Consider the following 20334-nt stretch of genomic DNA (forward strand, 5'->3'; position numbering starts at 1 on the left):
ACGGTTAGCACGCAACATAGCAACGCCAGGCCATCACACGGTTGTGACCGTTGACCAGACGGTCGCGTCGCGCAGTACGATCGGAGGATGGGTAGCGAGCAGGAGACGGCCAGCTGGAAGGATCCAGCTGACGTCGTCGTCGACTTCGTCAACACCCGGGCCGACGGCGCCGGGCACATCGAGCGCTTCGGAAGTGGTGCGGACCTGCTGCGGTGGGCCCGTGAACGGGACCTGCTGGACGACGGCGCGGCCGTGACGGACTTCGACGTTCTCGCGGCCCGTGAGTTGCGCGAAGCCCTGCGGACTGTGCTGCTCTCCCACACCGACGGCCAACAGACAGCGGCTCTCGCCGATGCGCACGAGCGGCTTCGCGCAGCCAGCGACCGTTACCCGGTCAGAGCGGTCGTCGCTGCGGGCCGAGTTCGGCTCGTGCCGGTTGCCGGCGGGGTGCCCGGACTGCTGGGGACCGTGCTGGCCGCGGCTGCGGAGACTGCGCACCGCGACGAGTGGGCCTGGGTCAAGGCGTGCTCCAGCCCGAAGTGCCTCTACGCCTTCCGCGACCGGACCCGCAACCACTCCGGCCGGTACTGCAGTCCGCGGTGCGGGTCGCGGATGTCCATGCAGGCACTACGGGAGCGGAACAAGGAAGACCGGGCCTGACCTGCCGGGGCGGCTCGCGCACGGGCCGCAGTCGCCGAGCAGGTGCGTGAAACGGCCCGTCATTGATTCGCCTTCATTTCGATTCGAGGCGCCTGGCGGCTTGCGGCGCGGGAGCGGTTCGGAGGAGTCGCGGCGGCACGATCGGGCAGGTGGGCGGCGACACGAAGCCGGGCGAATTCCGCCGCCAGAGCTACTGGGGGGTAGTGCGCGTTGCGCCCGCTGGGGTTGGGCAGCACCCACACCTGGGATTCGCCTAGCACCGCTGTTTGTGGCCCTACTCGCGCGTCCCGGACATCGAATGCCGTGTGGTATCCGGTTACCCCCAGAAACGCCAGCCACGTGGGCCGCAGGGCTTCCATACGCCGGAGGAGGTCCTCGCCCCCTTGGAGGTAGGCGTCGCGCGTGAGGTCGGACGCACGAACTGTTGGCGTACGGACGATGGTGGTGAGGCCGAGACCCAGGTGCAGAAGGTCGCGTTCCTGCTCGGGCCGCAGTCGAAACGGTGTGAAGCCTGAACGATGGAGCGCGGTCCACATTCTGTTGCCTGGAGTCGCAAAGCTGTGACCACGCATCGCCGATTGCAGGCCGGGGTTGATGCCGACGAAGATGACGTCCAGGCCCTCGTCGACGATGTCATCCAACAGTGGTGAATTCGTGGCATTCACGGTTGCCTCATGCTGCTGCGAGGGGGAGACACCGGCCGTGGGAAAACAGTTCACCAGTGCACTACACGGCCGCTGTTGCCCGTGCCGGCGCATCAGGGCGCCTTCGTGGGTGCACCGCTGTGCTCGGGCCGGGTTGAAGCGGCCTGAACCACTGGTGTGGGCCGGGTGCGCTGGGTCAGCGAGGCCGCGATCCCTACAGCGGCAAGGAGCGTGACGCTACCGGAGAAGATGAGCGCGACCTCGTGGGCGCTGATGTGTGCTTCGGCGATGCCGGCGATCACGATCGGGACCGAGAACATCAGGTAGGACACGATGTAGAGCACGGCGAGTGCGCCGGCTCGCTGCGCTGGTTGCGCGCCCTGGACGACGGCACGCACGTTGCCGAGGAATGCGAGGCCGAATCCGACGCCGGCGATGGCGCTGCCGGTGAGGAACAGGGCGATGTTTCCGGCGACGATCGCGATGAACGTCAGGCCCACTCCGGCGAACAGCGCAAGACAGCCGATGAACATGGCCTTGGGTGCTGCTGCCTGCCGGCCGAGGACGACGGCCGTGCCACCGCTGAAGCACATGCAGAACACGGCGAACCCTCCCCACAGGAGGTTCGGAGACCCTTCGATCGAAGCGGCCAGGCCCGGCCCGAGCGAGAGGTAGAAGCCGATCAGGGCCCACAGGGCGATCAGGCTCGGGAGGATCGCGACGAAGGTGGAGCGCGCTTCGGGCGGGATTCCGATGACGGGCTTGAGGGATGCCAGGGCGCCTGGGCGCCGTTCAACAGTCTCGCGCGTCGCGGCAACGGCTGCGGCTCCGACGACGAGGCCGGCGATGATCAGCCAGTAGACCAGCCGCAGGGGCACGGGCCCGTACACGAGGGCGGCGGATCCCAGGCCGCCGAGGGCGAGCCCGAAGGGCGGTGCGGAACTCACCACGACGGTCCCCAGGAGCGAGCCTTTGCTCTCCGAGAGTTCAGCCAGCGCCGCGGACAGTGCGCCGAGGGCGCAGCCGGTTGCCACTCCTTGTACCGTCCGTGCGACGCACAGCAGCGCGGTGGAGTTGGCCAGGATAAAGCAGATCATCGCGAGGATCTCGGCGGTGATCGACGCCAGGATGACGGGTCTGCGTCCGAGGTGGTCCGACAGCCGACCGGTCACCAGCAGGCCGATGAGAAGCCCGACTGCGTAGAGGGCGAAGACCGCTGTCAGTGTCAGCGCGGAGAAGTGCCAGCGCGCGGCGTAGACCCGGTAGAGAGGGGCGGGAGCGCTGGCCGCGAACATGAATACGCCCAGCGTGAACCCGACGCCCCAGAACGCCGCCATGTCGGGCAGCGCGGCCGGGCGGTGACGGTTCACACGAACTGAAGTCATGAGTTCTCTTTCTTGCAAATTGTGTGCTGGAGGTCATCGCTCGGGCGGGTGCGCCGGAGTCACGACCAGCACCGGTCGTGACGTGTGTGCGAGACTTCCCGGGACACCGAACCCAGCAGCGCGCCCTTGAGCGGGCTGCGGCCGCGTGAGCCGATGACGATCGATGCCGCGTCGACCTCGTCGGCGACCTTGAGGACGGCCTTCCAGACGAACTCGTCGGCTTCTTCGACGCGCGCCTGCGCGTGGCCACCGCCGGCATGCGCGATCGCGGCCCCGCGGGCCGCAGCGGCGCGGGCCTCTTCTTCCGCGGCCTGGTCGGCCGATTCGTGCGCCACGACCGCCATCGCACCCAGGCTTCCGGCTTCGGCGAGCCGATTTGCCACCGACTGCCAAACGGACAGGACGACGAGGTCGGTGGATGCCAGGAGTGTCTGCGCCACATCAAGGCCCCGCCTCGACGCGGTGGATCCGTCGAAGCAGACGAGCGTCACCGGCGGGGTCATGTGGCACCACCCGCCGCGTTGGCGCCCGATACCCGCCATGCGGCTGGGCCGCATGCCCGAGAGGCGTTTTCGGTCAAATACATCACGCTTCAAACGTGCCGGAGATACCGGCGACCGACGAGAGGCAGCGCGGCCAGCGCTCATCGAATTGCGGCCAGGGAACTTTCGGGCGGCCAGTGGTCCGGCACCTGCAACCACCAGGGCAGTGCCCGCATCAGCACAGATAGGTCCGGCGCCCAGCTATGGCGTGGCGCGGGTCTGTGTAGCGAACGGTGGAACTCGGTCGGTTTTCTTCAGCGTCGTCCGGCGGTGAGCCGGCCGTCAAAGGTGATGTCGAAGGTTTGGAGTGCGGCCTTCCAGCGCATGGTCCAGCGTTCGCGTTCGGGCCCGCTTTCGGGCTCGCGATCGGGCTTGTATTCGGGTTCGAGGAGCGCCTGAAAGATGCTCCGCCGACAGACCCACGTCATCCAGTGCGGGAGGATTTCGTGTTCGGGCTCTACGCCGAGGCCATCCGCCGTGCCCTGCCCGACACAGTGCAGGTCACCGACCGGTGGCAGTGCGCCATGCGGCGCCTTGTCGTATCCCCGACTCAGTCGGGAAGAATTTGGAAGGAGATTCTTGGGTCTGATGGCTTACCCAATCCGGAAACGGCGATGGGGACCAGAGCATGCCAGGAAACCGATGACCGATCTTAGGTATCAGAGACGGGGCATTGAGGGACCCGCGTGACACGGTGAAAGCTGGATTGCCTGAACCCTAACTCCCAGGAGACTGAAGGTCGAGTCCGCCGGAAAGGTACCTGAAACCGGCGCCGCGTTCTGCGACGGCACCCGACGTCACCGCAGCGTCATGCGACGGCCCCACGTCCGCACCGGCGAGACGAACCAGGGCAAACCACCGGATCACCCAACACGATCAGGCTGCGGAAGAATCGAGCTCAACAGAGTGAACCATCGGCGCGGCCTGGCCACCTGCTACGACAGGACTGCCATCATCTACCTTGCCAGACTCCACCTCGCGGCCCCTGATTTGGTCAACACGATGATCCAAATGAAACTGTTTAGCTGCAGATACTGCCTGTCGGGCGCAAGTGCACTTCAGTCCGATCGAACGGTGATGTCAGTTCAGGGACGTCACTCGCAGTCACGTTGTCGATTTCTGGCAATGTCACTGCCTCGACTCGAGTCACCTCATCACTTCTTCGCTTCGGCATTCGTGCCGTGATGTGCTCATCCATGTCGAACAGCAAACCGCGAACCGTTGGCCGAAAATGGGCGACGATTGGCCGCCCTTGTCAGTGTTTGCGAAAATCGTGTTTACTTGAATTCAAAAACATGACAGATCATTCCTCGAGTTCCGCTCTAACAGGTATCGGCCTGCTACTGTCAGGCCTCAGCCTGACACAGGAAAGGATAAAGAGAAAATATGACAGCACACAATCGACTGACGATTACGAAAGTCACACCGACGTACTGGACTGTATTGATCGACAACCCGCCGATCAATCTCTACGATCCGGAGATGTTTGCGGAATTGAATGTACTTCTGGACACGCTTGACAGCGATAAAGAGGTCAAAGTCGTCGTGCTCGAAAGCGCCAATCCGGATTATTTCGTCGCTCACTTTGACTTCGTTCGTGCGGATATCATCCCCGACCAGCCGGGCTCTGCTGAGTTCACGGCATGGCCTCGTATGATGACCCGATTCGCAGAATCACGAGTGATCAGCATCGCGAAGATTCGAGGCCGAGCTCGCGGCCAAGGATCGGAACTGGCCTTTGCTTGCGATATGCGTTTCGCATCCAAAGAAAAGGCCATCCTAGGTCAGCCTGAGGTTGGCGTTGGAGTGGTGCCGGGAGGTGGTGGTACCGAATGGGTTTCTCGGCTTGCCGGTCGGGCGCGAGCTATTGAGATTCTCTGTGGTGCTGATGATTTCGACGCTGACACCGCGGAAAAATATAACTGGATCAATCGCTCTATCCCTGATAGCGAACTCGATGAGTTTGTCGATCGACTCGCACGTCGAGTAGCTAGTTTCCTTCCTCGTCCGTTGGAGCTGGCCAAGAAGCTCATCAATACCCATGTCGGTTTTCCCTCAGAAGCTGAACTCTGGAACTCCAACCACGCTTTCCTTGGCGCGCGTGACTGGCCTGCAAGCCAAGCGAGGGTAAAAAGGCTTTTGGATCTTGGCTTCATGCAGTCCGGCGATATGGAGGAGAACATGGGCGAGCGCCTTGGTGAAACACGGCATTTCGTGGACCTTCCGCCGGAATAATCACCTCGCCATCGCACTACCGGTAGTTCGTTAGATTCGGCGGTGGCGTGGGTTGACGGCGAATCATGTTGGCCATAGGCCGGTGGTAGGAGTCAACTGGCTTGCTGGGGGCTGAAGATGACCGCTCGCCGTCCGTGTCCGCCCGCGCCGGGTCCGTTGGAGGAGTATGCGGCCCGGTTCGATGACCTCTTCTTCAGCCTGGCCCAGCGGCGGGGGTTTCGTGAGTACCTGACCGGGCTGCTGGCGCCGCGGGAGCGGAACAAGACGATCACCTGCCTGGCAGGGGCGGAACCGGTGGCCGGCGCGGGGATGCCGGGGGTGCAGCGGCTGCAGTTCTTCCTGTCCGAGTCCCGCTGGGAGGCGGAGCTGGTCAACGACCGGCGGCTTGAGCTGCTGCGCGAGGAGCCGGCGACGGCTCCGCACGACGGCGGGGTCATCGTGATCGACGATTCCGGGGACCGCAAGGACGGCACGGCGACCGCGCACGTGGACCGGCAATGGCTGGGCCGGCTGGGCAAGACGGACAACGGCATCGTCACGGTGACCACCGTGTGGACCGACGGACGCGTGTACCACCCGCTGCACGCACATCCCTATACCCCTGCCCACCACTTCGCCCGAGGCCGCTCCGATCCGGCCTTCCGTACGAAGCCGCAGCTGGCGGCACCCCTCGCGGCCCGTGGGAAGGAGGCGGGTTTCGGCTGCCGGGCGGTGGTCGCCGACTGCGCCTACTCCGTCAGCGACGACTGGTACCTGGCCTTGCGCGAGGCCGGCCTGGCCTACGTCGTCGCCCTCAAGCCGCACCGCGGCACCTGGGCCCGAGCCGACCAGCCGCACACCCCCATCGAAGCTGCCCACGCCCTGACCTGGCGCGATGCCAGGCGACCCGGGGAGTGGACGCCCGTGGAGCGTCACTTCCGTGACGGGCACACCGAGACCTGGTGGGCCGCCGACGCCCGCCTGGGCGGCTACGGCCCCACCTCACCCTGCCGCCTGGTCGTGGCCACCACCGACCCAGCCAGCCTGCCGGACAAGGCCACCTGGTACCTGGCCACCAACCTGCCCCACCCCGACGCACCCCACGCCGCGACCAGCCCACACCCGCCGGCCGACCTCGCGGAGATCGTCCGCCTCTACGGCCTGCGGCCGTGGATCGAGCAGAGCTACAAACAGATCAAGGACGAACTCGGCTGGGCCGACTTCCAAGTCCGCTCCGACCGCGCCATCCGCCGCCACCAGACACTGGTCAACTGCGCCTTCTCCTTCTGCTGGGACCAATGGTTCGCCCCACCCGGACCGCTGGACGCCACCGCGCCGGACCCCTGCCCCCGACGAGGGGCCAGAGAGGGGGCCTGGCCCCGTCCCACCGGCCCCAACAGCCTTGCTGGCCCAGGGCCTTACGCGCCATCCGTTCCTGGCTCACCCCCGCCATCACCCTCAACCGCTGGTGGCGAGCCTGGACGGACAAGGACCCACCCTCCGAACTCCAGGCCCTGATCGACGCGGTCACCACCGGACACGGCATCGACCTCAACACCGTTGCGTTAAGCCTGTGACCTGCGGTGCAACTCGGTTCAGCGGCGGGATCGGGAGGCGATTCCGTCTTCCATGATCTGGATCTCGGTGTGGACGGTGTAGTGCTGGGCCCGCTGGGGGTGCTTGCCGTAGTTCGGCTGGTATTTGCTGGTGGCGTTCTTCTTGCTGCGGGCCTTGGTGCGTCGGCGTCTGCGGGCGGGCCACAGTGCGGCGAGGGCGGCCCGGCCGATGCTTCCGACCAGGTCGGTGGGGCCGCTCGATGTGATGCCGCAGGCGCGGGTGACGGTGTCGGCGGCGGTCTGCAGCAGCACGGTGAAGCTGAGGCGGTCCATGTCCAGGCGGGGCTGGTCCGTGACGGCGTCGGCCGCGGCCCGTATCAATGCCTGGTAGGTGGTCAGCAGGGCCCAGACTTCCTGGTCGATGCCGTCGATGCTGTGCGAGCGCAGGACGCGGCCGTCCAGCAGCGAGGACTTGATCGAGAAGTAGGTGGTCTCCGCCTGCCACCTCTCGTGGTAGAGATCCACCAACTCCGCTGCGGGGTACCGCTTGTGGTCGAGCAGGCTGGTGATCAGCCGCCACTGCTCACGGCGCGCGGTGCCGTCCTCCAGCGTGATGGTGATCCAGGCCTCCACGACCCGGACCGGCAGCGACGGGTAGCCGTGTCCGGGCTGGTAGGGGCCCGGCAGGTAGGAGAGGTAGGAGCCGTCCGGCAGACGGTGCGCGATGGCCGGGCAGCGGCGTGCGCCCGAGCGCACCAGGAACTGCGCACCCGTGGCGAGGACCTGTTCCAGCAGGTCGCGGGAGTCGAAGGCGGCGTCGGCCAGGAGCAGCATTGAGGCGTCCAGGCAGTCCAGGAGCCGGGTGGCGTAGACGGTCTCGCCGTCGGCCTCGGGTCCGAAAGCGGCCGCGAGCAGGGCCCGGGTGCCGCACTCGACGACCACCAGGAGGCGCAGCAGCGGATAGCCGAACTCCTTCTTCTCTCCCACCCGCTTGGGATAGCGCCAGGTGATCTGTTCGTCCTCGGGAACGTGCAGGCTGGTGCCGTCCACCGCGACGGTCCGCAGGCCGCGGTAGTGAACGCCCGGCCGGCTCCGCTCGCCGACAGGGCCGGCCAGGGTCTGGAACAGCAGCTTGAGCGGTCGTGCACCCACGCGGCGACGGGCCCGGACAAGAGAGGAGACAGCCGGGCGGATGGGACCGCCGCGGGCAGGTGCCCGGTCAGCTTGCCCCACACCGCCCGGTACGAGCCGTGCTCGAACAGCGCCAGGGCGAGGAGGAAGTAGACGATGACGCGTGCGGGCAGCAGCCGCACCCGCTTCTCCCGCGCGCCGGTCTCGGCGAGTACCGCGTCCACCAGTGCGAGCGACGGCATCCTGCGGGGCGTTGCGCGCCCACTGGCCGATGGCCAGGTAGGAGCGGGCCCCGGCAGCACCGCGCCGGCCGCGGTCAGCAGCACCGACACCAGCGAGTGTCGACGGCCGCGGCGGTCACGCGGGTCCGACAGTGTCGCCAACCTCTCGGCGATGTCCGGCAGTTCACGCCGGCGCGGCGAGGGCGACTTGGTCAGGCAGACGGTGGCAGACTGGCGGCACATCGAGGCTCCGGTGGTGCAAGGCGACTGTCAGGTCATCCCCGTCAACCGGAGCCTCGTTTTCTTCGTGACGGACCACCGCCACCCGGTCACACCGTAACCAGCGACGCGTCAAGATCAACAGGACTTTGAATCAGCCCTGACGCCGTCTGCGGACCCGATCGGCCTGATATCAGCGGCTCGATCCGGTCCCGCATTGCATCGAGATCGAAGCCGGACAGACACATCCGGTCAAAGAGCTACGCTCCGGATGTCCTGTTGGCGGCAGGCGTTGCGCCTGGTGTGGGGCAGGGCACGGTGGGCTGCCCTCGGCGCCGTATGGACGTCTCAAGGATCAGCCTGCGGTAGGTCTTGTTCGGCCCAGACGAGCTTGCCGCCCGTTGCCAATCGGAATCCCCACCTGCGAGACAACTGAGCAACCAAGAACAGGCCCCGGCCATGTTCCTCTTTTGTACCGGAATGGCGAATATGCGGGTGCCACAGGCCGGCATCGTAGACTTCGCAGGTCAGTGCATGGTGTTGGATGAGCCGTAGCCGGAAAGGGCCGACGCTGTGGCGGACGGCGTTGGTGAGCAGTTCACTGACGATCAGCTCTGTGGTGGCCTCGAGATGCTCCAGTCCCCACTCGCTGAGCTGACGGTTAACCACATGTCGAGCGGTGCGGGCGATGGTGGGCTCGGTTGGCAAATCCCAGGAGGCAGTCTGGGCCGCGTTGAGTATGTGGGTCCGGGCAAGAAGCAAGGTGACATCGTCGGTTGGTGCCTGAGTGGGCACGGCTTCCATCACCGAAGAGCACAAATTTTCCAGTGACTGATCGGGTTGCGTCAGAGCGGCGCCTAGGCGCTGCATGCCGGCATCTATGTCGGCGTCACGGGACTCAACCAGGCCGTCGGTGTAGAAAGCGAGCAGACTTCCCTCCGGAAGGTCCATTTCCACGGCCTCGAAAGGAACCAGCCCGAGGCCGAGGCCGAGCGGAGCTCCACTGGGCAGGTCGGGGAAGGTTGCCTGCCCCCGCGGGTCGATGATCGCGGGCGGGGGGTGCCCGGCCCGCGCTAGCGTGCAGCGCCCGGTGGCCGGATCGTAGACGGCGTACAGACAGGTCGCGCCTACGACCGGCGGAACGCATCCCGGGGCACCGTCGCCTTCCTCAGCCAGCCGCCGAACGTTGTCATCGAGGTGGCGCAGCACTTCGTCGGGAGGCAGATCCAGGTCCGCAAGTGTGCGCACGGCGGTGCGCAGCTGGCCCATGGTTGCCGCGGCGCCGATGCCGTGTCCGATCACATCTCCGACGACGAGGCCCACCCGCGCACCGGACAGCTGGATCACGTCGAACCAGTCACCCCCGACGCCGGCTTCCGTGTCGGCGGGCAGGTAGCGCGAGGCCACATCGACCGCGACCCCGCCGCTCAAACCGTGTGGAAGCAGGTGGTGTTGGAGCGCCAGAGACTGGGCGTGCTCACGAGCGTATTGGCGGGCGTTGTCCAAGTACAGCGCGGCCCGAGTGACGAGCTCTTCAGCGATCAATAGATCATCCTCTTGGAATGGCACTGGGTCCTCGGTGCGGATGAACACAGCCACGCCCAGCACGGAACGCCGTGCACGAATGGGCACGATCATCAGGGAATGCATCCTGTTCTCACGGGTCGTGCGTGCCCGCTCCGGGTCGCGGTCGAGCCACGTTCCAGGAGAGGCGTCCAACACCTGTTCCAGGTGAGACTTCCCCGAGTGCAAGACGCTGGTGAACGGCGAGCTTGGAGGGATGAACACCGTCTCTCCGCGCGCCCACGGCGACTCTGGGATCCCCGGGTGGATCGAGGCCAGACCGGCACGACAGAGATCGGCGAGGTGATTAGACGTTGCGCCGATTCGGGCAGAGGGCTCTTCGCCAAATCGAAGCGACTCTGCCAAATCGACGACGGCGTAGTCGGCCAGCAAGGGCACGGCAACGTCGGCCAGTTCCTGCCCAGTCTGCCAGACATCCAAGGTGCTGCCGATGCGCGAGCTTGCCTGATTGAGAGCGGCACGGCGCGCGCACGTCCTCTCGCTGTTGGTGACATCCACGCTCATGAAGCATTCCCCCAGCGCCTGGTCGCGTGGGTCCTGGGCAGCCTCTGCATGGCGGGCACGGCTACCTGGGCACCGAAGAAGGCGCCGTCGAGGTTGGGTGCCATCACCCTCCAGTACAGGTCTTCCGGGATCTCAGCGATCAGCCCTGGACGCCACATACTTTCGTCGTTGATCAGCGCGTTGGCCTGGCCGAATCGTTCTAGCACAACCTCGACGGCGATCCGGCTCGCGACCTCGGGCTCACCAACGTCGCCGGCCACCGTGACGCAGCCGAGGTCGTCGGACGACTTGATGGAATGGCCGTTGCTGACAGCCCGCCGGACGCGCTCTCGGTCTGCCTTCGCGAACGCCTCGCCCAGCCCGTGGGCTGCGCCGGACACGACGACTACTTTTCGATCTTCACTCATGGAAGCACCCTTTCCGCGTGTTCAGTCTGCAAGAGGCGAGGTGCGAGTCACGCCCTACAGAGAGAGTCGCTCCTGAAGGGGCCATCGCCGAGAGGCATAAGGGTCATTTTTCCTCTTCTTCGTGCCATTTGGGGTGTCATCGTCGGGTCAGGTCTGAGGTGGAGTGGTGCGCCGTACGTGCAGCGGTCAGCTGCTGCCGTGGTCAGCGCCTGCAGGTGCTCGAGGAGGGCGTGGCTGAAGGCCGCACCGTCGATCCGGATCAGCAGCTTCGACCATATGGGCAGCGGTAGCTGGCGCAGAGCTGCGGCCAGGACGCTCTTGTGGTCGGCGACGTCGTTGGCGGCGGCGTTGCCACACCGCAGTAGCATCGCCGCGCACTCGCGGGTATTGGCCACCCACGCCCCCAGCGGATGATGCCCATAGCTGCCTTTGAACGTGCCGGCCGCCCCCTCCTTTCGGCTGCTGCAGGTCACGATGGTCGCGTCGAGATCCAGGACGTACCAGCCGGCCAGCTCCCGCCCGCACACCGAGATCCAGGGAAAGCCCCCGGGGCGCAGGGCGAGCATCGTCCACACCACGCGTCGTATCGCAGCGCGGACGCGCTCAACCCGCGCAGCCACCGGGCCGTCGATCGCCTCCAGGGCGCGGCGCAGGGTGCTGTCTGAGTTCGGGCGCGGGAACAATCGCCGCCAGTGGTGCTGGAGTTGCTCGGCCTCCAGGACGTTGGTGGCGCCGAGCATGATCGCGCAGGCGAGCATGACCAGGGCCTCGCCGCGGTCACGCCAGCCCGGCCCGGTTCCCTGAGGCAGGGCTCGGGCCAGGGCCGTGGTCAGTCCGGTCTTGTCAGCGATCCTGCGCAGGAGCACGACGCCGGCGTGCCCCACGAGGTTGCGGTCGTCGGCCTGCACGCCGAGCCGGTGGTCCCAGCGGGTACTCTTCACCTTCCGGGTGCCTCTTCCTCGCGACGTTCTTGATCTAGGCAATCCAGATCATCGCAGGTGAGAGGCACCCTTCTGCTGTCAGGGCGTCAGTTCCACTTCATAGCTGAATACATGAGGTTGGTGCCTGCCGCCTGGTACTGAGTCACCCTGAGGGCGGGAAGCTCCTGCTCGGACCCTGTGTGTTGCGTACAGGTTGCCGACTGGTCCTCGAAGGTCCTGCGACGGGGTCGCGGGCGACGTCGGCGCCGGCCGCTACCGCCAGTTCGGCATCGTTCACGGTGTGACGTCCGAGGCGCAGGGATGGCCGTTGCGGGGGTACGTGTACAGGCAGCTGGTGGGACCGTTGTTAGGGAGTGGGGTGTGCGGTGAGCCAGTCCTGGAGTTCTCGGTGGCGGAACTGGTAGGCCACGGCGGAGAGCCGCAGGAGTCCTGCCTCGTAAGCCCAGTTCAGGAAGGTCCCGAGATGCCAGGGCAGTCGGCCCCGGATACAGAGCAGGAAGACCAGGTAGCGGCGGCCAGCCCCAGCGAAAGTACAACCCGAGCATGAGCCCGACCGCAAGCCCGGCCACGAACCCGAACGCAAGCCCTGCCACGAGCACGAGCCCGAGCGCGAGCCCGGACACGGACCCGAACACGAGCCCCGGCGGATGGCCTCGGCGTAGGTCGCAGAGCCGTCCCTGCACACGACCTCGACCCCTGGATTCTCGCGCAGCCACGCTTCCAGCGTGTCGGCCGTGCGGTCTGGCAGCACGTCAATCCGCTCATGCGATTCTGCGTCGATCACAACGGGGAGGTGCACAACAGCCCGTGTGCGGGTCGAATGACCGGCACACGGGCTGTTGTGTTCAGACTTCATGTGCGGGTCATGAAGTCTTCTGGATGGCCTTCTGCTTGATCCGCAGCACGGCGGCTGCGCTGGCGAGGCAGGCCACGGTGATGAAGATCCAGCCCGGCCGGTAGAGGGACGCCTTATCCGGGTGCGCGACGCCGAGCAGGGTCACCAGGATCGCCACGCCGATCGTACTGCCGACCTGGCGGGCCATGTTCAGGACGGCACTACCTGTCGTCGCACGCTCGGGGGGAAGCATGCTGGCGACGCCGAACAGGGGTGCCTGGAGCAGGCCGGCGCCGCTGCCGCCGATGATGAATCCTGGCAGCATTCCCAGCAGGTAGTTGGGGTGCTGAGTTCCGCCGAACAGCCACAGTACTCCGGCCGTTGCGAACAGGAGTGCACCGGAGAAGGCAGCGGTGCGCCGACCGAAGCGGTTGATGATGCGCCCACTGTTGAGCGCGAAGGCGGCTGCGGCGAGGGGGCCGGGAACGATGGCCAGACCGGTACGCAGCGCGCTGTAGTGCCACACATCCTGCAGGAAGAGGCCGGTGATCAGCAGCCACGCAGAGAAGGCCAGGAAGAACAGGAACAGGCCGAGGGAGGCAGCGGAGAAGGCCCGTACCCGGAAGAGCGTTGATTCGATGAGCGCGTGAGGGTGCGAGATGCTCCGCCAGACCGACACGACTGCCGCGATCACGGTGAGCACCAGGAGAGCGAGCGTGCTGGCACCGGTCCACCCCCACTCGGAGCTCTGCACGGTGGCGAGTGTGAGCGCAGCGACGGCAATGAAGATCGCGGCGCCGGAGACGATGTCGGGCAGCTTCGATCCGCGAGGCGCACGGATTTCCGGCAGCACGATCCGTCCGGCGATCAGCGTTGCCACGCCAATGGGGACGTTGATCAGGAAGATCAGCCGCCAGTCCAGGTTGACGAGCAGGCCGCCGACCGTCGGACCGGAGGCGCCGGCGACTGCAGCGACGCCGGCCCAGATGCCGACAACCTTGCCGTGCTCGTGCTTGGGGAAGGAGGGGTAAAGCAGGCCGAGTGAGGTCGGCACGACCATCGCGGCGCCGATTCCTTGCAGGGCACGACCTGCGATGACGACGCCCAGATTGGGCGCGGCTGCGCACAGAGCTGAAGCGAGGGTGAAGATCACGACGCCGATGAGAAGGAAGCGCCGGCGGCCGAACTGGTCCGCGAGGCGACCTGCTGGGACGAGAAGCGCGGCGAAGACGATGGTGTAGGCGTTCAAGATCCAGGACATCGTGCCCAGGGCCGTGCCAGGGAAGCTGTGCCCTATCGCGGGGATGGCGATGTTGACGATGAACATGTCGAGCTGCGCCATGAAGGCCACGGCTCCGAGGACGGCCATGATGGCCCAACGCCGCGGCGACGGTGCCGCAACTCCTTCCGCAGGCTGCGCGGTAGATGTCACCGGCTTCTTTTCGATGGTCGTCTCGTCCATGCCACTTCCTCAATGAGTAACCTGTCTGGCGCGTCGGTAATAGTTACGAGGTTGCTGTAACTTGTCAAGCGCTTCTTGTGTGGTTACACTCTGGGCAGGAGGGTGTATGGAACTCGAACATCTGTTGTCACTCGGCGATCACCCTGCGCTGCACTTCCTGAACAGTTGCGCCGCCCCCGGCGGCAGGAAGATGGAGTGGATCACCGACGGCGAGGGCTACCTTCGCTGGCTGGTGCTCATCGGCCTGATCAGCGAGCCCGATCAGCAACAGGTGAGTGCACGCTTCGCGGCGGCAGAGCTGGACGCGGTCGCGACGGAAGCGCGCGGCCTCCGCAACCTTCTGCGGCCGGCCGTCGAATCGTGGGCATCGGAGAGCTCCGACACACCCGACAACGCCACCGTCGCCGCACTGGGCGATCTCCTCCCGATGGGCGAGCGGCGATCAGTGATGGTCCGCAAGGACGAGAAACTGATCCTCGAAGAGCAGCGCGTCTACAGGCACCCCCGCGCCCTCCTCGCCCCCGTGGCGGAAGCGGCCGCCTCACTGTTCGTCGACGGCGATCCCTCGCTGGTGCGCAACTGCGACAGCGCCCCATGCACCATCTGGTTCTACGACCGGACCCGTTCGCACCGCCGCCGCTGGTGCGCCATGTCGATCTGCGGAAACCGCGAGAAGGTCCGGGAGCACCGCGCCCGCCTCGCCCAGTCGAACTGAGGATCTGGCACCCTCTTGCGGTCAGCGGCTCAGCGTATCCCCACCACGAGTAAGGCGCTCACGCCACCGCGGGCTGACTGCACGCAGAGGACTGCCATGCGCACCACACGCACGAGCTGGCGAACCACATCAGCTGAAACAGGAGAGAGCGACCGCGATGTCGTCAAGCCACCGCCACGAACCACCCGTCAAGGCGACAACGCCTGACACCACGCCCGCCCCAGTGAATCCCGATGGGCTGTGGCTGGATGATCTTGTCGAGGGCCGGACTTTCCGTAGCCAAGACTACGAGGTGTCCGAAGCAGAAATCATCCGATTCGCCTCGCAATACGATCCGCAGAGATTCCATCTGAACGACGGCGAGGCACAGAACACCTTCTTCGGCGGACTGGCAGGCAGCGGTTGGCACACCGCTGCGATCACGATGAGACTGCTGGCCACGTCCGTCCCCATCGCTACAGGCATCGTGGGTAGCGACATTCACTTGAAGTGGCCCTCAGCCACCCGCCCCGGCGACATCCTCCACGTCGAAGCAACGATCAAAACTGCCACGGCATCAGCGAGCCGCCCCGAGCGGGGGAGCATCGTCCTGGAATACGACACCGTCAACCAACACGGCGACGTCCGGCAGAGAACCACTGGCCGCATCATCGTCTGGCGCCGGCCGGCCGACATGGCGTAACAGCTCCTGACGCGTGCTGCAGAAAGTCATGCGTCAGGCCGGGCAGAGTCGCTCTCGTGGTCGGTCTGCGCATGCGCAGGGAGCGACGTTGTGTACGGTGGGCGACGGCGTGATGCAGGCCGGTGTCGCCGTGTCACCACTTGCGGAGTGAGGGCGTACGCGGGCGTCGTGGTGGCGGCAGCGCGCCACCAGGGCGAAGATGTCGCTCGGCACGGACCGCGCTTTGTGGCGCTCGCCGCTGTCCTGTTCTTCACGAGGTAACAGGGTCCGCCGGCTTCTCGGATGTCCGTCAAAGCGGATCAAGCCCAGGGACGGTGAGGCCGATGTCGAAGCAGGCGCCGTCGCCCGATACATCGGCGGTCAGGGCAGGTTCTCGCCGTGCTTTCCCGTCCGCGGTGTCACCGAGGACCGGCCGGGTCGCAGCGATGGCCAGATTCGCGTCAGCGCCGATGATGACCTGCACGTCGCCGCGAGAACTGGTAGGTGCATGAGGAGGGTCGACCTTCCGGTCGCGGATCGGCAGCAGGTGCCGCCCATGGTCTCGGACTGCTCCACCGCGTCAGCCGGCTGTGAGGCCGGCTGACGCGGTGGCTGATCCGGCGCCCGGCGCACGGTCTCCCGCGGGGTGTCGACGAGGCCGTCTGACATCACCAGGGCAAGGGCAGTGGCCGGCGGTGCGTCCGCCGTCGATGTAGGAGATCTCTCCCGTGACCATGTTGGAGTCTTCGAGATAGAGGACAGCGCGCACCACGTCTTCGACCTTGCCGACGCGATTGAGCGGTGCGAAGGACTTCTTGCCTTCGAGCGACTCAGGCTCGTGCAACGGTGTGTCGATGATGCCGAGGGAAACTGCGTTGACGCGGATGTCATCGGCGGCGAGTTCCATCGCGAGACCGCGCGTCGCAGCGACGCAGGCGCCCTTCGACAGAGAGGCGAGCACTGCTGGGACCCCTTGCAGGGCATGCTCGACCAGGCTCGTGGTGACCTGGATGATGTGACCGCCGCCCTGACGCTGCATGGCAGGAACGGCGGCCTGGGTGGCGAAGAAGACGCTGTCGACGTTGGTGGCCATCACACGCCGATACAAATCTTCGGAGATGTCAGCGATGGGCCCGGGCCGCCAGATGCCTGCATTGTCCTCGATTCTTCCGCAGCCTGATCGTGTGGGGTGATCCGGTGGTTTGCCCTGGTTCGTCTCGCCGGTGCGGACGTGGGGCCGTCGCATGACGCTGCGGTGACGTCAGGTTCCACGGGCCCGAGGTGGTGCGGTCCTCTCCTCTCTGGTGTCGTCGGGATCGCGGCTGGCCGTGAGCATCGCGAACGTGGTGCGGACCTCGCTGAGCGGCACTTCCCCGAACTGGATGCCGACGCTGAAGTTGAACTCGTCGCGCTAGCGCATGGACTCGTCGGCGCCGTCGTGGGTGAGGTCGACGTCTGCGCAGGCGAGGATGTCATCCGGGTTGTAGCCGGCCTCGTCGGTGAGGGTTTTCCACACGGGCGTGCCCGGGTAGGGGCGGAACTCGAAGACGCTGGCGCGGACGTCGCCGGGGTGCTGGTCCGAGATGGCCCATAGGGCGCTGCTTCCTTCGCATGGACGCTGTCCCGCCGAGGCAGCACACGCTGTTTGCGCCTTGTGGTGCCGAGGATCTGTTTGGCAGTGGGAGGATTCCAGAGACCGGCGTGTTCGGGCATCCGGTGGGCAGCTGTGGCGGTGCTGCGACGTGGGCACGGTCGTGGGCGGGCAGCTGGTGCGGTTCTTCCTGGAGGGCGGGCCCCCTCCTGCGTGGCTGGAGAACCGGGGCCCTCGACCGTACTGAGGCCTGCCGCCCGCGTCGAGGCGTGTGCAGGATCTGCATACGGGACGAGCAATGTTGTGCGATGCATTCCCTGATGGGTAGGAGACAGCAGAGGCCCCGCGCGGTGTGTGCGCGCGGGGCCTCGGTCATGCGGTGGAACAGGTCAGGCGATGAAGGTGATGAACGCCTTCCACGCCTCGGGTCGTACGGCGAACGCCGGCCCGTTGTCCTGCTTCGAGTCGCACACGGCCACGTAGGTGCGCTCGGCAGCCGGACGGGCCACCTTGATGCAGTTGTTGCCGTTGCCGCTGTAGGAGGAAACGAAGTAGTCGCCGTCGGGGGCGAGGTCTCGGGCGTTGAGGGCCATGTCTCAAATCTCTCGGGCTAGTTGGTGCAGGAACCTCGGCGTATCTGCGAGCGGCAGAGCGCCATCCCGCAGGGCATCGAACCTGCGGGAGAACATCCAGACCTCAGTGTCCTTGTCGGTGAGGTTGGAAGCGCCGTCGTAGGTGTCCATCTGGACGACGGTCGGGATGGGGTCGGCGAACTCCAGCAGAGCGAAGTCGAAGTGCGCTCGGTAGGTGGGGCTGGAGAGCGGCAGGACGTGAATGGCCACGTTGGGCAGCGCGGCGCGTTCGAGCAGGTGCTCGATCTGGCCCCGCATGATCTCGCGGCTGCCCATCACCCTGCGAAGGACTGCCTCGTCCAGGATGGCCCGGATCTCCACCGGGTTCTCCCGCGTAAGGATCTCCTGGCGTTCCATGCGGAGAGCGATGCCGCGCTCAACGAACTCCGTGGTGCGTTCTTCGACTGGCTTGGCGGCCTCGAATACCGCTCGCGCGTAGTCCCTCGTCTGCAGAAGCCCGAAGACGACGTCGGGCTGCCATGCCTTTATGGCCTTGGCGCCGTCCTCCAAGCCGATGTACATGGCCATGCCGGACGGCATCGTGCGAGCGTACGTCGACCACCAACCGCGGCTCAGGCCGTCGCGATGGATACCGACCAGGAAGTCGATGTCCTCCTGGTTGTCGATGCCGTAGTGATTCAACAAAGCCTCCAGGTCGGAGGCGCGACGGAACGCCGACGTGCCTTTCTCGACCCGGTAGAGCTGAGAGGAGCTGATGCTGACCTTCAGGTCCTTGACCGCTTCCTTCTCGGTCTTGAAGCCGGCCTGTAGGCGTAGCCGTTCCAGCTCACGTCCGAGCTGCACGCGCCTGACTGTCGGTCCTGTCGGAGCCGCCACGTGCCTGCCTCCTGCGTCTGTGAGTCCAGTCGATCCTGCCCGCAGTGCTGCCGGCTCAGTCAGGAGCCCCCTCAACTCGGTGGAGAGTCCAGGGAATCTACCGAGAGTCCGGGCTGATCCGGCGCGAGTGCCGAGTCTTCCACCTTCAGTCTCACCTGCAAAGCCCGTTGCACTGCTGTCTGCATATGCCATTCCAAGTGAAGTCTTCACTTCATGTTGCACGGCAACTCTCACATGGGACAGCCTTGTTGTGCCACGGAAACGGCTCATCCGACTGCGGGCTGTGACCGGGGTTCGGGCGTGCCCTCTTGGTCCCGATGGGGCCGCCCGGTGAGCACCACTCCCCTCGAGCGGGCCGCCGTCGTACTGATCCATCCACCCTGGGCGGCGGCCCGCGTGTGCTTCCCCCAGCAGACCGGACGGAGACGGCCCCCATGTCACCGAGTACGGGACAGACGTCCTGGATGGGCCAGGACAACGAGGTAGAGGCGTGGATGCGTGGCCGCACGATGCGGCCGGTCACGAACCGCGGCCTGTACCTGAGGCGGAAACGCGAACAGAACAACGCTGTCGCCCTGGAGACCCCCGTCAAGCGGAAGCGACGCATCATCGCTTACGCGCTCACCGAGGCCGGCGGTCAGGTCAATCACACCATGGCTGCGGTGCGGCACCTCATCGCGGAGCAGGGCTACGACGTAGTGCACGAGCTGACCGACGTCCATGCCCCGCACACACCGCTCAGGCGCCCCGGCTGGGCGGAGGCCCGGCGACTCGTCGGCACCGGATTTGCCGACGGCATCGCGGCCTTGAACCGCGAGGCGGTCAGTCTTCGCGACGACGAGTACGAGGAAGAACTGCGCTGGCTCGGCGACCGTCCTGCGCTGCTGCTGCTCGTGATCCACGAGGCCGCTGCTTGAAGGAAGTTAGGCCGCTGGCTCGATGAACGGCAGATCGGGTGGAGGCAGATCCTCGCGCAGGTCCTGTTCGTCATGTCCGTCACCGCCAGCGTTGTCTCCGCCTTGTTGTACGCCGACCACGTTTGAGAGAGGAAGCACGATGAACGAGTTACCCGACCGTGAACCAGGTGCTGCGCTGCGCGCCATACACGAGGCCAGGCCCGTTCAGCCCGGTGGCGTCAACCTCTTCGATGTCCCGGCCGGCGAGGTCACGACCTCCAACCCGCTCCGCCTCGCCTACCTCCGCCTGGTGCGCGGCGGTGTGAATGACCCGGAGTTGGCGGCATGAGAATCCTGAATGTGGTGCACGAGCGGCAGACCCCGGAGTACTGGAACCGGCTCTACAAGGCCGGATATCGGGTGAAGGAGCCCGAGGCGTTCGAGCGGCAGATGTTCCGGAACTACACGACGGTGAAGTCCGGGATGCTGGCGGTCGACGTCGGCTGCGGCCGGGGCCAGATGTCCGCGCACATGTCCAAGTGGGGTTTGATGGTCCTCGCCTACGACTTTAGTGGCTGTTGTCGTTCCGATCTTGAGGGGTGGCCCTCGAACGGGAGTCTCGATCGGGTGATCGCCGTCGGCTGTGGGCATGAAGGCAGGGCCTCTTGGTAGCTCGGGGTTGCGAAGCCAACCGAGA

General features: G+C 66.0%; 20 protein-coding genes and 3 pseudogenes. 8 read left to right on the top strand and 15 right to left on the bottom strand.

Annotated elements, in window-relative coordinates:
* Nucleotides 1–87: 87 nt before the first annotated feature.
* Nucleotides 88–660, top strand: a complete 573-nt coding sequence (locus tag SRB17_RS43305; protein ID WP_153547444.1) for a CGNR zinc finger domain-containing protein — start codon at nt 88–90, stop codon at nt 658–660.
* Nucleotides 661–719: 59 nt separating this feature from the next.
* Here SRB17_RS43305 and mug read toward each other — a convergent pair whose 3' ends face one another.
* The 4 genes from mug to SRB17_RS43325 form a co-directional block, all read right to left on the bottom strand.
* Nucleotides 720–1325 (bottom strand): G/U mismatch-specific DNA glycosylase, encoded by a 606-nt coding sequence (gene mug, locus SRB17_RS43310; RefSeq protein WP_323377563.1) that lies wholly within the window; start codon nt 1323–1325, stop codon nt 720–722.
* Between the two features lie 92 nt (nt 1326–1417).
* Complete coding sequence (locus tag SRB17_RS43315) at nt 1418–2641, bottom strand: MFS transporter (RefSeq protein WP_194294345.1); 1224 nt, start codon at nt 2639–2641, stop codon at nt 1418–1420.
* A 107-nt stretch (nt 2642–2748) separates the two neighbouring features.
* Nucleotides 2749–3192: a universal stress protein gene (locus SRB17_RS43320; protein ID WP_194294346.1), complete on the bottom strand. Its 444-nt coding sequence runs from the start codon at nt 3190–3192 to the stop codon at nt 2749–2751.
* Between the two features lie 293 nt (nt 3193–3485).
* Nucleotides 3486–3659 (bottom strand): hypothetical protein, encoded by a 174-nt coding sequence (locus SRB17_RS43325; RefSeq protein WP_153547450.1) that lies wholly within the window; start codon nt 3657–3659, stop codon nt 3486–3488.
* 958 nt (nt 3660–4617) lie between these two features.
* Between SRB17_RS43325 and SRB17_RS43330 the strand changes: the two genes are divergently transcribed.
* Nucleotides 4618–5466 carry an enoyl-CoA hydratase/isomerase family protein gene (locus SRB17_RS43330; protein ID WP_153547453.1) on the top strand — a complete coding sequence of 283 codons (849 nt, stop codon included), beginning with the start codon at nt 4618–4620 and terminating at the stop codon, nt 5464–5466.
* A 117-nt stretch (nt 5467–5583) separates the two neighbouring features.
* Nucleotides 5584–6991, top strand: a pseudogene (locus tag SRB17_RS43335) (IS701 family transposase); the annotation flags it as partial.
* A gap of 49 nt (nt 6992–7040) precedes the next feature.
* Here SRB17_RS43335 and SRB17_RS43340 read toward each other — a convergent pair.
* From SRB17_RS43340 to SRB17_RS43370, 7 genes and pseudogenes are all read right to left on the bottom strand, one after another.
* Nucleotides 7041–8234 carry an IS4 family transposase gene (locus SRB17_RS43340; protein WP_153547456.1) on the bottom strand — a complete coding sequence of 398 codons (1194 nt, stop codon included), beginning with the start codon at nt 8232–8234 and terminating at the stop codon, nt 7041–7043.
* 26 nt (nt 8235–8260) lie between these two features.
* Nucleotides 8261–8596: pseudogene (locus tag SRB17_RS48765) on the bottom strand (transposase domain-containing protein); the annotation flags it as partial.
* A 324-nt stretch (nt 8597–8920) separates the two neighbouring features.
* Nucleotides 8921–10660 (bottom strand): ATP-binding SpoIIE family protein phosphatase, encoded by a 1740-nt coding sequence (locus tag SRB17_RS43350; protein WP_153547458.1) that lies wholly within the window; start codon nt 10658–10660, stop codon nt 8921–8923.
* A complete protein-coding gene (locus tag SRB17_RS43355) occupies nt 10657–11067 on the bottom strand; it encodes an SDR family NAD(P)-dependent oxidoreductase (RefSeq protein WP_153547460.1) in 411 nt (136 codons plus the stop codon). The genes SRB17_RS43350 and SRB17_RS43355 overlap by 4 nt, the downstream gene beginning before the upstream one ends.
* 47 nt (nt 11068–11114) lie before the next feature.
* A complete protein-coding gene (locus SRB17_RS43360) occupies nt 11115–12008 on the bottom strand; it encodes a transposase (protein WP_416237146.1) in 894 nt (297 codons plus the stop codon).
* 640 nt (nt 12009–12648) lie between these two features.
* Nucleotides 12649–12795, bottom strand: a pseudogene (locus SRB17_RS43365) (transposase); the annotation flags it as partial.
* A gap of 76 nt (nt 12796–12871) precedes the next feature.
* Entirely contained in the window at nt 12872–14305 is a 1434-nt protein-coding gene (locus SRB17_RS43370; protein ID WP_153547464.1) for an MFS transporter, read from the bottom strand.
* Between the two features lie 106 nt (nt 14306–14411).
* On the opposite strand from SRB17_RS43370, the gene SRB17_RS43375 reads away from it, so the two are divergent.
* Nucleotides 14412–15020: a CGNR zinc finger domain-containing protein gene (locus SRB17_RS43375; protein WP_153547466.1), complete on the top strand. Its 609-nt coding sequence runs from the start codon at nt 14412–14414 to the stop codon at nt 15018–15020.
* Nucleotides 15021–15177: 157 nt separating this feature from the next.
* Nucleotides 15178–15702, top strand: a complete 525-nt coding sequence (locus SRB17_RS43380; RefSeq protein WP_153547468.1) for a MaoC family dehydratase — start codon at nt 15178–15180, stop codon at nt 15700–15702.
* 289 nt (nt 15703–15991) lie between these two features.
* Here the strand turns inward: SRB17_RS43380 and SRB17_RS43385 are convergent, their stop codons facing one another.
* The 4 genes from SRB17_RS43385 to SRB17_RS47260 all read right to left on the bottom strand — a co-directional run bounded on the left by SRB17_RS43385 (nt 15992) and on the right by SRB17_RS47260 (nt 18708).
* On the bottom strand, nt 15992–16165 hold the full coding sequence (locus SRB17_RS43385) for a hypothetical protein (protein ID WP_153547470.1): 174 nt from the start codon (nt 16163–16165) through the stop codon (nt 15992–15994).
* A gap of 96 nt (nt 16166–16261) precedes the next feature.
* A complete protein-coding gene (locus SRB17_RS43390) occupies nt 16262–16927 on the bottom strand; it encodes an SDR family NAD(P)-dependent oxidoreductase (RefSeq protein ID WP_153547472.1) in 666 nt (221 codons plus the stop codon).
* 734 nt (nt 16928–17661) lie between these two features.
* Nucleotides 17662–17865, bottom strand: a complete 204-nt coding sequence (locus tag SRB17_RS43400) for a DUF397 domain-containing protein (protein ID WP_153547474.1) — start codon at nt 17863–17865, stop codon at nt 17662–17664.
* A gap of 3 nt (nt 17866–17868) precedes the next feature.
* Nucleotides 17869–18708 (bottom strand): helix-turn-helix transcriptional regulator, encoded by an 840-nt coding sequence (locus SRB17_RS47260; protein ID WP_323377564.1) that lies wholly within the window; start codon nt 18706–18708, stop codon nt 17869–17871.
* A 467-nt stretch (nt 18709–19175) separates the two neighbouring features.
* Between SRB17_RS47260 and SRB17_RS43410 the strand changes: the two genes are divergently transcribed.
* The 3 genes from SRB17_RS43410 (at nt 19176) to SRB17_RS43420 (ending at nt 20309) form a co-directional block, all read left to right on the top strand.
* Nucleotides 19176–19658, top strand: a complete 483-nt coding sequence (locus tag SRB17_RS43410; RefSeq protein ID WP_153547476.1) for a hypothetical protein — start codon at nt 19176–19178, stop codon at nt 19656–19658.
* A 139-nt stretch (nt 19659–19797) separates the two neighbouring features.
* A complete protein-coding gene (locus SRB17_RS43415; protein WP_153547478.1) occupies nt 19798–19986 on the top strand; it encodes a hypothetical protein in 189 nt (62 codons plus the stop codon).
* Nucleotides 19983–20309: a hypothetical protein gene (locus SRB17_RS43420; protein ID WP_153547480.1), complete on the top strand. Its 327-nt coding sequence runs from the start codon at nt 19983–19985 to the stop codon at nt 20307–20309. The genes SRB17_RS43415 and SRB17_RS43420 overlap by 4 nt, the downstream gene beginning before the upstream one ends.
* Nucleotides 20310–20334 lie beyond the last annotated feature (25 nt).

It is taken from the genome of Streptomyces sp. RB17, assembly GCF_009604455.1.
Classification (GTDB): Bacteria; Actinomycetota; Actinomycetes; order Streptomycetales; family Streptomycetaceae; genus Streptomyces.